Origin of the sequence: Streptomyces hokutonensis, from assembly GCF_042751305.1 — a bacterium.
GTDB classification, from domain to species: domain Bacteria; phylum Actinomycetota; class Actinomycetes; order Streptomycetales; family Streptomycetaceae; genus Streptomyces; species Streptomyces hokutonensis_A.
Map to the genome: position 1 here is coordinate 388,542 of NZ_JBHYWD010000001.1, position 10,513 is coordinate 399,054.

Below are 10,513 nucleotides of genomic sequence, written 5' to 3' on the forward strand. Positions count from 1 at the left end.
CCGGAGGGACCGTACGACATGAGCAAGCCCCTGAAGCAGATCCACCTGGCCGCCCACTTCCCCGGTGTCAACAACACCACCGTGTGGAGCGACCCGGCGGCCGGCAGCCACATCGAGTTCAGCTCCTTCGCGCACTTCGCGAAGACCGCCGAGCGCGCCAAGTTCGACTTCCTGTTCCTCGCGGAGGGCCTGCGGCTGCGTGAACAGGGCGGCAAGATCTACGACTTGGACGTGGTCGGCCGCCCCGACACCTTCACGATCCTCGCCGCGCTCGCCGCCGTCACCGAACACCTCGGCCTGACCGGCACCATCAACTCCACCTTCAACGAGCCCTACGAGGTGGCCCGCCAGTTCGCCAGCCTCGACCACCTCTCCGACGGCCGCGCCGCCTGGAACGTGGTCACCTCCTGGGACGCGTTCACCGGCGAGAACTTCCGCCGCGGCGGCTTCCTGCCGCAGGACGAGCGCTACTCCCGGGCCAAGGAGTTCCTCGCCACCACCAACGAACTCTTCGACTCCTGGCACGGCGACGAGATCCTCGCCGACCAGGCCACCGGCACCTTCCTGAGCGACGCCAAGGCCGGAGCCTTCGTCCACCAGGGCCAACACTTCGACATCCACGGCCAGTTCAACGTCCCGCGCTCCCCGCAGGGCCGCCCGGTCATCTTCCAGGCGGGCGACTCCGACGAGGGCCGCGAGTTCGCCGCCTCCAGCGCCGACGCCATCTTCAGCCGGTACAGCACCCTCAACGAGGGCCAGGCCTTCTACACCGACGTCAAGGGCCGCCTCGCCAAGTACGGCCGCAGGTCCGACCAGTTGCTGATCCTCCCGGCCGCGACCTTCGTACTCGGCGACACCGACGCCGAGGCCGAGGACCTGGCCAAGGAGGTCCGCCGCCAGCAGGTCAGCGGTGCTACGGCCATCAAGCACCTGGAGTTCGTCTGGAACCGGGACCTCTCCTCCTATGACCCGGACGGCCCGCTGCCCGACATCGACCCGGACGTCAGCGACAACCACATCTCCAAGGGCCGCGCCCAAGTACGCATGTACCGGGACCCGTTGGCGACCGCCCGCGAGTGGCGCGAGCGGGCCGCCGCGAACGGCTGGTCCATCCGCGACCTGGTCATCGAGACCGGCAACCGGCAGTCCTTCATCGGCTCGCCGTCCACGGTCGCCAAGACCATCAACGACTTCGTGCAGGCCGACGCCAGCGACGGCTTCATCCTCGTCCCGCACATCACCCCGAGCGGCCTCGACCCCTTCGCCGACAAGGTGGTCCCGCTGCTCCAGGAACAGGGTGTCTTCCGCACCGAGTACGAGGGCCCGACCCTCCGCGACCACCTCGGCCTGGCCCACCCCGACGACGTGCGCGAGGAACGGGCGGCGTCGTGAAGTTCCTCGCGATCACGCTCATCGTCCACCGCCCCGACCCGGTCACGGGCATCCAGAAGTCGACCCACGAGCGTTTCCGCGAGGTCCTCGAAAACGCCGTACTGGCCGAGGAGTTGGGCCTCGACGGCTTCGGTGTGGGGGAGCGCCACGAGCGTCCCTTCATCTCCTCCTCACCGACCGTCGTCCTCAGCCACATCGCCGCGCTAACCCGCCGCATCCGCCTCTTCACGGCGGTCACCACACTGAGCCTCCTCGACCCGGTCCGGGCCTACGAGGACTACGCGACGCTCGACCATCTCTCCGGCGGACGCCTGGACCTGATCATCGGCAAGGGCAACGGCACGGCCCAGCGCGAGCTGTTCCATGTCACGCCCGAGGACCAGTGGGAGCGCAACGCCGAGAGCTACGAGGTGTTCCGGCAGCTCTGGCGGCAGGACAAGGTGACGGCGAAGACCCGGTTCCGCCCGGAGCTGAAGGACGCGGAGGTGTGGCCGCGGCCCTACCAGCGGCCGATCCGGGTCTGGCACGGCAGCGCCACCAGCAAGGAGAGCGTCGACCTGGCGGCCCGCTACGGCGACCCGCTGTTCTCCGCGAACGTCACCAACCCCATAGAGCCGTATGCCGAGTTGATCCGCTACTACCGGGACCGCTGGGAGCACTACGGCCACGACCCGGCGGACATCGCGGTGGGCGCGGGCACGGCCGGCCTCTACGTCGCTCCCACGACACAGGAGGCGCTGGCCGTCTACCGGCCCATCTTCGAGAGCAACCTCGCCTTCCAGAAGCAGGTGGGACTGCCCATCGTCTTCGAGACCCTGGAGGACTTCGTCGAGCGCAGCTCCGCGCTGATCGGCAGCCCCCAGCAGGTCATCGACAAGGTGCACCGCTACCACGAGCAGTTCGGGCACACCGTGCTCCATCTGCACGCGGACGCGGCCGGCTTGACGGATCGTCAGCACCGTGACTCGCTGGAGCTGTTCGGGTCTGCGGTGGCTCCCGTGCTGCGCGAGGACATCCCGGACCCGCCGTTCGTCTGGGGCCCGGTACTGCCGGAGGCGTCCACCACCGAGGAGCCGGCGCATGCCTGACATCCCTCTCGGCGTCCTCGACCTGGTCCCGCTCTCCTCCGGCTCCACCGCGCCCGAGGCCCTGCGCAACTCCATCGAACTCGCACGCAGAGCAGAGGAGTTCGGGTACACCCGGTACTGGTTCGCCGAGCACCACCTCAACCCCGGGGTCGCGGGCACATCGCCCGCGGTGGTCCTGGCGCTGACGGCTTCGGCGACCTCGTCCATCCGGCTCGGCTCCGGCGCCGTACAACTCGGCCACCGCACCGCGCTGTCCACGGTCGAGGAGTTCGGCCTGCTCGACGCGCTGCACCCCGGCCGCTTCGACCTCGGCCTGGGCCGCTCGGGCGGCCGGCCGTCGCCTCCGCTGCCCTCGGCCACCCCGGTCGTCGACGGCCGGGCCCCCAACGGCCTGCGCATCCCTCCCCGCTTCTCCTTCGAACGCCTCCTCGGCTCACCCAGGATCGCCCTGCAGCGCAAGCTGCTCCTGCTGCCCAAGGCCGAGTCCCAGGAGTACGGCGAGCAGATCGACGACGTTCTCGCGCTGCTGGCCGGCACCTACCGCTCCCCGGAGGGAGTCGATGCCCACGTGGTACCGGGCGAGGGCGCCGACCTGGAGCTGTGGATCCTGGGCAGCAGCGGAGGCACCAGCGCCGAGGTCGCGGGCCGCAACGGCCTCCGCTTCGCCGCGAATTACCACGTCAGTCCCGCCAGCGTCCTTGAGGCGGCCGATGGTTACCGCGCCGCTTTCCAGCCCTCCGACGTCCTCGACAAGCCGTACGTCAGCGTCTCCGCCGACGTCGTCGTCGCCGAGGACGACGAGACGGCCCGCGAACTCGCCACCGGCTACGGCCTGTGGGTGCGCTCCATCCGCACGGCGGAGGGCGCCATCAAGTTCCCGACCCCTGACGAGGCCCGCGCCCACATCTGGACCGACGAGGACCGCGAACTGGTCCAGGACCGCATAGACACCCAGTTCGTCGGCTCACCCGCCCGGGTCGCCGACCAACTGGAGCAACTCCAAGAGGCCGTCGGCGCCGACGAGTTGCTCATCACGACCATCACCCACGACCACACCGACCGGGTGCGCTCGTACGAACTCCTCGCAGAGGAATGGCGCCGCCGGGGTCACTCCTCCCAGTCGAGCTGATGCTCCGGGGTCCCCACGGAACGCCCGTACACAACCGCTTCGGCACGGCCCGCGACATCGCCGCGCCGATAGCGGAAGATCTTCCCCGCGAACACGACCACCCGCTCGTCGCCGACCGTGAAGTCGGCGTACCAGCCATGAGCCGGCTCCAGGGCGGCGGCGAGCGCGTCCGCGATCGGACCTGCGGCACTGTCGTCGTCGGTCTCCCACTCGACGAAGGTCCAGGCGTCGGGCTGCCCGGCCGTCGCACTCTCCGAGTTGTCGACCCGCTCGACCTTCCGGATACGCAACCCGTGCGGCGCGAACACGGCACCGGGGCGCAGGCTCTCGCCGAGAACGTAACCCGTGATCATGACCCATCTCCTTCTCGACTCCGAACGGCTCCCTGCCATGATCGATGCCATGACGGTCCGTATCGAACCCGCCGATGTCACCGACCTCCACCAGGTCCTGGAGGACCACGCACGCTACTGGGGCGAGCGTGACCTCCGCGCGCTCCATCTCAGCGCGCTGGTGCAGGAGTTCGGGTCGACCTGTCTGGTCGCCCGGGCCGACGACGGCATCCGCGGGTACCTCTTCGGGTTCGTCACGCCCGACCGCACCGGATACGTGCACTTGATCGCGACCCGGGACGACGCACGCGGCACCGGTCTCGGCCGCAGCCTCTACACCGCGTTCATCGCGGCCGCCGGACGGCAGGGAGCGGTCCGTCTCAAGGCCATCACCTCGGTCGCCAACGAGGGTTCGATCGCCTTCCACCGCACCCTCGGCTTCGACGCGCGTGTGGTCGAGGACTACGACGGGCCGGGCCGACCCCGTGTCGTCTTCACCCGCGAGCTGAGGCCGACCCGCTAGCGCCGCACAGGTCCAGCAGTCCGCGACCACCGTCCCCCGCGAACCACTCCGCGTGACCCACGTAATACTCGTACGCCAGCCGGGTGTTCTCCGCCGATCGCGTCACACCGTGGAAGTAGCCCAGCTCGGAGAGCGCGAACTCGGCGTGGACCAGGGGGAGTAGCGCGGGGAGGGCCTTCGACTCGGCCGGGCTGAGCGGGCGTACGGACCGGTAGCCGTCCAGGAGCGCGAGGGCGTCCTCCTCGCGGACCGGGAAGCCGGGCTGGAGCCACTGGACCGTGTTGCGTTCGATGGCGGTGGCCAGGTCGTGCACGGCCGTCGTGCGGTCGCTCATGCCGAAGTCCAGCGCTGTGGCGACCGAACCGTCCTCGTTCCAGAGGAGGTTGGAGGCGTGCCAGTCGTTGTGGGACCACAAGGGTTCCAACCCCTGGAGGTGCGGGGCCAGTTCCTCGTGGAGCGGGAGCAGGACCCGCCGGGTGTCCTCGCGCCACGGGAAGTTCGCCAGCCCCTTTGCCAGTTGGGGGCGCTCCTCCACATAGCGCTCCAGTTCGGTCTGCGGATCGGCCGAGGCGAACACCGTGAACGACGCGACCAGCGGCTGCACTTGGCGGCGCGGTGCGTCGAAGCCCTCCGCCGCGAGGTGCAGGCGGGCCAGCGCCTCGCCGGCCGCGCGTGCGTGGGCGGAGGTGTGGAACGGGGACCAGGACAGGGCATCGCGGTATAGGTCCGTGCCGGTGCCGGTCGAGTGCACCTCGTACGTCCACTCGCCGAGCGTCGCCGCGTCCAGGACCTCGACCACGGGTGCGCCGCGCCGCCGTAGATGCCGTAGGAAGGCGTGTTCCTCGGTCAGGCCCTCCAGTGTGCGGACGGAGGCGTGGTGGCGTTTCACGAACAGGCGGCGGCCGTCCCGTTCCACCACGGCCGCCGCCGACAGGGGGCGTGGGCTGCGCCAGATCACCCGGGCCGGGCCCACGATGTCGGTCACCTCGGTGTCCGTCAGGGGTGGCCAGTCGGGGGCGACCGGGTCGGTCCCCAGGCCGTGGGCGAGGTGTGAACTCACGCTGTCTTCACCGCCGTTGTGCCGCGCAGGGCGTCCAGGACGCGGCGCTCGGTCGCGGCGAAGTCCGGGTTGGTGAAGTCGTCGGCACCGCGCGGGCGGGCGAGCGGGACCTCGACGTGGTCGACGATCGTGGCCGGGCGCGGGGACAGGACGTGGACCGTGTCCGCGAGCAGGACCGCCTCGCGGATGTCGTGGGTGACCAGGACGACCGTCCAGCGGTGGCGCTGCCACATGCTGGCCAGCCACAGCTGCATCTCCGTGCGGGTGAGGGAGTCGAGCGCGCCGAACGGTTCGTCGAGCAGGAGGACCGGTCGCTCCAGGACGACCGTGCGCAGCAGGGCCGCGCGTTGCCGCATACCGCCGCTGAGTTGGGACGGGTACGCCTTCTGGAAGCCGTCGAGGCCGAAGTCCGCGAACAGGGCGTCGGCCCGGCGCCGGGCTTCCTTCTTCCCAACTCCCCGCGCCTCCAGGCCGAGTGCCGTGTTGTCGAGGACGGTCCGCCAGGGGAAGAGGAGGTCCTTCTGCGGCATGTAGGCGACCTTGCCGGACTCCACTCCGGCCGGTTCGCCCTCCACCAGTACCTGGCCGGTGGTGGGGCGGTCGAGGCCGGAGACGAGATTGAACAAGGTGCTCTTGCCGCTCCCGCTCGGGCCGATGACGGCCGCGAACTCGCCCTGCTCCACGGTGAGTTCGAGATCCCGCAGGACTTCCAGAGGGCCGAAGGACTTACCGACGCCCTCGATACGCAGACTGCTCATGACGACCTGTCCTCCCTCAGCGCCCGTTCCCACGGGAGTACCAGCCGTTGCAGCAGATAGGTCGCGCCGAACAGGGCGATGCTCAGCGCGGCCGTCACCGCGACCGCCGCGAACACCAAGTCCGTGCGGAACGCGCTCTTCTGGGCCTGCATATAGATCCCGAGGCCCGCCTCCGCGCCCGCGTACTCGGCGAAGACGGCGCCGACGACGGCATAGGTGATGCTCACGCGGAGCCCGGCGAAGAAGTACGGCATCGCGCTCGGCACCCGGACCAGCCGGAACGTCCGCCGGCGGCCCGCGCCCAGGGAGCGCAGCAGCCGCATCGCCTCGCGGTCGGTCGCCGCGAAGCCCGCCGCGAGGTTCGCGGCGAGCGGGAAGAACGTCGTCAGCGTCACCACCAGCATCTTCGGCAGCAGCCCGAAGCCGAACCAGATGATCAGCAGGGGTGCCACGGCCACGATCGGGATGGTCTGCGAGGCGACCAGCAGCGGATACAGACCCCGGCGGGCCGCCGAGGAGAAGTCGAGGAGTACGGCGACCATCCAGGCCGCCGCGAACGACAGCGCGAAGCCGAGCAGCGTCTCCTGGAGGGTGGGCAGCGTCTGGTCCCACAGGTCCTGGCGGTTCAGCCAGCCCTGCTCCACCACCCGGGCGGGGGAGGGGAGCGTCGTCGGATCGACGCCGGCGGCGGTGACGTAGAGCTGCCAGCCGCCGAGGAGCACGGTCAGGACGAGGAGCGGCGGCCACAACGACCGCAGCAGCGGCCTCACTTGGCGTCCGGGAGATACGCGTTGGTGAAGAACGTCGATGCCTTGGGGGCGCTCGTCAGCTTCTTGCCGTTGGCGTCGACCAGCAGGCCCGCCTTGTACTCGAAGTCCGCGAAGGCCTGCCAGCGCTCCGCGCTCTGCGTGCCGATCGAACCGTCCGCGCCCTTGTAGTACTCCTTGGCCAGCAGCGCCTCGCTCTCCTGCACCAGCTTGGTGTTGGTGAGGACGCTCTTGTTCGCGGAGATGAGCAAGTCGGCTGCCTGGGAGGGGTGTTCTGCGGCGTAGCGGTAGCCCTTGTCGACGGCCGCCAGGAACTTCTTCGCGAGCTCGGGATTCTTCTTCAGGAACTGGTCCGAGGACGCGACGAGGGTCGAGTAGATGGCCGGGAAGCCGTAGTCGGAGAGCTGGAAGTTCTTGAGCGGCTTGCCGTTCAGCTCCGCCTCCAGGCCCTCCCAGGTCGGCATCGGCATCGCGAAGTCCGCCTTGCCCGCGTAAAGCGCCTGGTACGCCGAGGTGTTGAGGGTGACCTGCTTGAAGTCGCCCTTGCCGCCCGCACTTTGGATCACCTTCTCCAGCAGCGGCTTCTCGTACGGCGCGCCGAACCCGGCGTACGTCTTGGCGTCCAGGTCCTTCGGCGAGGCGATGTCGCTCCGGTCGGCGCGCACGGCGATCGTCACGTCCGTCTTCTGCGTGACCGCGTAGACGGAGGTGATGTCCTGGCCGGCCGCCCGCGCGGTGGTGATGCCCTCCTGGTAGGAGATCCCGAAGTCCGCCTTGTGGTTGGCGATCAGGGTCTCGGGCGCGGTCGAGCCGTACGGCACGATCTTCAGGTTGATCCCGGCGGCCTTGAACCAGCCATTGGCCTGGGCGACGTAGATGCCGGTGTGGTTGGTGTTGGGCGTCCAGTCGAGCGCGAGGGTGACGGTCGTGGTGCCGTCCTTGGCGGCGGCCGTGGAGTCGGCGGAGCAGCCGGTGACGGCGAGGAGGGCGGTCGCGGCTATGGCGGACAGGGCGGTACGGCGATGCATGTCGGGTCCTTCGAGGGGTGGGAGGGCTGGCGGGTCGGTCCGGTCAGGGCCGACACAGCGCGCTGCCCACCCGCATGAAGTCGACGGCGAGGCGCCGGGTGAGCGACCGAGCCTGGCAGGCCAGGGCTCTCATGTGGCCACGTCCAGCAGGCCGTTGGTGAAGGACTTCGCCCAGTCCCGGTCGTCCGGGATCGCGCCGTTCTCGGCGAGCCAGTGCGCGTACGGACCCATCCGGCCCTCGTCGATCACGCCCCAACGGCCGTCCGTGTCCGTCCAGGTGGGCGCGATCAGGGCCAGGGAGCGGGCGATCAGCGGGCGCGGGAAGTACGGGATGACGTGCTCCAGCAACTCCAGCGTGGCGTCCGGCTCTTGGGCCGCCGCCGCGTAGCCGCGGGCCGTGACGGCCAGGAAGTCCCGTACCAGGGAGGGGTGTTCGGCGAGCAGCGTCTCGTTCGTGCCGAGCAGATAGCTGTGGTAGCGCGGGGCGCCGATCTCGTCGACCGGCCAGGTCAGCCGCTGCTCCTCGGGCAGGTCGCCGCGCAGCGCGTCCCAGGACCAGTAGTTGCCGAAGGTCGCGTCTGCCTCGCCCGCCGCGATGTCGTCCACGGTCAGTTCGCGCGCACCGGCGTCGATCCCGATCACGGCGTCCGGATCGCCGCCGTCCGCCGCCACCAGGTGGCGGACCATGGCCCGGCCGCGCGGGGTCGGGTTGTAGGCGATCCGGCGGCCGGCGAGGTCGCGGGGGCGGGTGATGCCGGTCGAGGTGGTGGTCTGGATGGCCTCCAGGCCCCGGTGGTTGATCGCGGACACGGCGATCAGCGGCTGGCCGCGCTCCGCGCGCCGGGCCAGCAGCCGGTTCGGCGGGAAGATCCCGAAGTCCACCTCGCCGCGCGCCAGGTATTCGAGGGTGTCCCCGCGTCCCGGATCCTGGACCACCAGCTCGACATCCAGCCCGGCCTCGGCGTACCAGCGACGGGCGCGGGCGACGTACAGACCGGCGGAATTCGGCCACGGGTGGAAATAGTCCAGCATGACCCGTATGTGCGGCATGGGGGTACTCCGAAACGTGCGCAGGCGTGACGGCGCCTGAAGGGAGGGGAGGGGTGCGCGAAGGCGGTGGATCAGTGCAGGCGACAACAACAGGAGCGGCGCGCCGGGGAGTTGACCACCGGGTGCTGGGGCTCGACTGCTGAAGACACGTGAACTCCTACGCGGGCGCTGAGGCGCGAGTGGTGCGGTCGGCGTCCCCATGGGGGCCGGACTCTCGACGAGCCGGTCCCAGACGCCCTCTCAGCCCAACCGGGTAGGGGCTCCCGCGTAGATGGCCGAACGATAACCGCACCACCCGGATCCTGTGCAAGCTCCGTCCGAAATATGGGACCCCCATGCCCGATGGGTGAGACGCCCAGCTCGCGGGCGTACGATCGGCCGCCATGACCACCTCGCTGCTGCCCGGCCCCCTGGTCGACGACACCTGGCTCGCCGCGCACCTCGACAACCCCCGGCTGGTCGTCCTCGACGCCACCGCGCTGCTGCCCTCACCCCGTGAGGACGGCGACTACCGCTCCGCGAGCGGGCACGGGACCTGGGCCGAGCGGCACCTGCCCGGATCACGACACGCCGACCTGACCGGCGATCTCTCCGACCATGACGCGCCGTACCACTTCGCCGTGCCGTCCCCCGGCATGCTCGTCGCCGTGCTGGCCCGGCTGGGCGTGGGGGAGGGTGTCGACGTCGTCACGTACGACAGCGGCGGCGGTATCTGGGCGGCCCGTCTGTGGTGGATGCTCCGGGCGATCGGCGTACCGGCGGCGGTGCTGGACGGCGGTCTCGAAGCGTGGGAGGCGGCCGGGCGTCCGCTCGTCTCCGGCGACGACACCGGCCCGGCTCCGGTCGTCCGTCCCGTGACACCCGTCGTACGACCGGATCTGTGGTCCGGGATCGAGGACGTGGCCGCCATCAGCCGCGGCGAACGCCCCGGCACCCTGGTCTGCGCGCTGCCCCCGGGCGGCTACGACGGCTCCGCGCCCACCCGCTACAGCCGCCGCGGACACATCCCCGGCAGCCGCAGCCTCCCGGGACGCGGCCTGCTGGACGGCACCGGACGGATACTGCCCGAGCCCGAACTCACCGCCAGGATCGGAGCCGTCCTCGACACCGACGACTCTCCGGTCGTCCTGTACTGCGGCGGCGGAATCTCGGCCGCGGGCGCCGCACTCGCGCTCACCCTGCTCGGCCGTACGGACGTGTCCGTGTACGACGGTTCGCTTGAGGAGTGGTCCAAGGACCCTGCCCGGCCACTGGAGTTGGGCGGCTGAACGCGGTGGCGTGGGGGGGGGGGGGCGCGCCCCCCCCCCGGGGGGGGGGCGGCCGCGCGGGCGCCCCCCCCCGCGCCGCGGGCGGGGGGGAGCCGGGGGAGGTTTAAAAAAATAGCGA

11 protein-coding genes are annotated in these 10,513 nt (G+C 70.5%); 5 read left to right on the plus strand and 6 right to left on the minus strand.

Features of this window, described 5'->3' with window-relative positions; genetic code table 11:
* Positions 1 to 18: 18 nt before the first annotated feature.
* The 3 genes from ACFXC1_RS01765 to ACFXC1_RS01775 are packed head-to-tail and all read left to right on the plus strand — an operon-like array spanning position 19 to position 3,609.
* Positions 19 to 1,392, plus strand: coding sequence for an NtaA/DmoA family FMN-dependent monooxygenase (locus tag ACFXC1_RS01765; protein ID WP_381237336.1), 1,374 nt, complete (start codon positions 19 to 21; stop codon positions 1,390 to 1,392).
* Positions 1,389 to 2,480: an LLM class flavin-dependent oxidoreductase gene (locus tag ACFXC1_RS01770; protein WP_381237339.1), complete on the plus strand. Its 1,092-nt coding sequence runs from the start codon at positions 1,389 to 1,391 to the stop codon at positions 2,478 to 2,480. Before ACFXC1_RS01765 ends, ACFXC1_RS01770 begins: the two co-directional genes overlap by 4 nt.
* Positions 2,473 to 3,609 carry an LLM class flavin-dependent oxidoreductase gene (locus tag ACFXC1_RS01775; protein WP_381237341.1) on the plus strand — a complete coding sequence of 379 codons (1,137 nt, stop codon included), beginning with the start codon at positions 2,473 to 2,475 and terminating at the stop codon, positions 3,607 to 3,609. Before ACFXC1_RS01770 ends, ACFXC1_RS01775 begins: the two co-directional genes overlap by 8 nt.
* Here the strand turns inward: ACFXC1_RS01775 and ACFXC1_RS01780 are convergent.
* A complete protein-coding gene (locus ACFXC1_RS01780; RefSeq protein WP_381237343.1) occupies positions 3,588 to 3,962 on the minus strand; it encodes a hypothetical protein in 375 nt (124 codons plus the stop codon). The genes ACFXC1_RS01775 and ACFXC1_RS01780 overlap by 22 nt on opposite strands.
* Before the next feature lie 49 nt (positions 3,963 to 4,011).
* Here ACFXC1_RS01780 and ACFXC1_RS01785 point away from each other — a divergent pair, with 49 nt between their 5' ends.
* Entirely contained in the window at positions 4,012 to 4,464 is a 453-nt protein-coding gene (locus tag ACFXC1_RS01785) for a GNAT family N-acetyltransferase (protein ID WP_381239386.1), read from the plus strand.
* Here ACFXC1_RS01785 and ACFXC1_RS01790 read toward each other — a convergent pair.
* The 5 genes from ACFXC1_RS01790 to ACFXC1_RS01810 all read right to left on the minus strand — a co-directional run bounded on the left by ACFXC1_RS01790 (position 4,436) and on the right by ACFXC1_RS01810 (position 9,127).
* Positions 4,436 to 5,524: a phosphotransferase enzyme family protein gene (locus tag ACFXC1_RS01790; protein ID WP_381237346.1), complete on the minus strand. Its 1,089-nt coding sequence runs from the start codon at positions 5,522 to 5,524 to the stop codon at positions 4,436 to 4,438. The genes ACFXC1_RS01785 and ACFXC1_RS01790 overlap by 29 nt on opposite strands.
* Positions 5,521 to 6,282 (minus strand): ABC transporter ATP-binding protein, encoded by a 762-nt coding sequence (locus ACFXC1_RS01795; RefSeq protein ID WP_381237348.1) that lies wholly within the window; start codon positions 6,280 to 6,282, stop codon positions 5,521 to 5,523. Before ACFXC1_RS01795 ends, ACFXC1_RS01790 begins: the two co-directional genes overlap by 4 nt.
* Positions 6,279 to 7,052, minus strand: coding sequence for an ABC transporter permease (locus ACFXC1_RS01800; protein WP_381237351.1), 774 nt, complete (start codon positions 7,050 to 7,052; stop codon positions 6,279 to 6,281). The genes ACFXC1_RS01795 and ACFXC1_RS01800 overlap by 4 nt, the downstream gene beginning before the upstream one ends.
* Entirely contained in the window at positions 7,049 to 8,077 is a 1,029-nt protein-coding gene (locus ACFXC1_RS01805) for an ABC transporter substrate-binding protein (protein WP_381237353.1), read from the minus strand. Before ACFXC1_RS01805 ends, ACFXC1_RS01800 begins: the two co-directional genes overlap by 4 nt.
* 129 nt (positions 8,078 to 8,206) lie before the next feature.
* A complete protein-coding gene (locus ACFXC1_RS01810; protein WP_381237356.1) occupies positions 8,207 to 9,127 on the minus strand; it encodes an ABC transporter substrate-binding protein in 921 nt (306 codons plus the stop codon).
* A gap of 383 nt (positions 9,128 to 9,510) precedes the next feature.
* Between ACFXC1_RS01810 and ACFXC1_RS01815 the strand changes: the two genes are divergently transcribed.
* Positions 9,511 to 10,395 (plus strand): sulfurtransferase, encoded by an 885-nt coding sequence (locus tag ACFXC1_RS01815; protein WP_381237358.1) that lies wholly within the window; start codon positions 9,511 to 9,513, stop codon positions 10,393 to 10,395.
* The last annotated feature ends 118 nt before the right edge of the window (positions 10,396 to 10,513 follow it).

Bases quoted from the DNA above. Each gene is read 5' to 3' on its own strand.
- ACFXC1_RS01815 (WP_381237358.1), top strand. From the start codon at position 9,511: ATGACCACCTCGCTGCTGCCCGGCCCCCTGGTCGACGACACCTGGCTC.
- ACFXC1_RS01810 (WP_381237356.1), bottom strand. From the start codon at position 9,127: ATGCCGCACATACGGGTCATGCTGGACTATTTCCACCCGTGGCCGAAT.
- ACFXC1_RS01785 (WP_381239386.1), top strand. From the start codon at position 4,012: ATGACGGTCCGTATCGAACCCGCCGATGTCACCGACCTCCACCAGGTC.
- ACFXC1_RS01765 (WP_381237336.1), top strand. From the start codon at position 19: ATGAGCAAGCCCCTGAAGCAGATCCACCTGGCCGCCCACTTCCCCGGT.
- ACFXC1_RS01780 (WP_381237343.1), bottom strand. From the start codon at position 3,962: ATGATCACGGGTTACGTTCTCGGCGAGAGCCTGCGCCCCGGTGCCGTG.
- ACFXC1_RS01795 (WP_381237348.1), bottom strand. From the start codon at position 6,282: ATGAGCAGTCTGCGTATCGAGGGCGTCGGTAAGTCCTTCGGCCCTCTG.
- ACFXC1_RS01805 (WP_381237353.1), bottom strand. From the start codon at position 8,077: ATGCATCGCCGTACCGCCCTGTCCGCCATAGCCGCGACCGCCCTCCTC.
- ACFXC1_RS01775 (WP_381237341.1), top strand. From the start codon at position 2,473: ATGCCTGACATCCCTCTCGGCGTCCTCGACCTGGTCCCGCTCTCCTCC.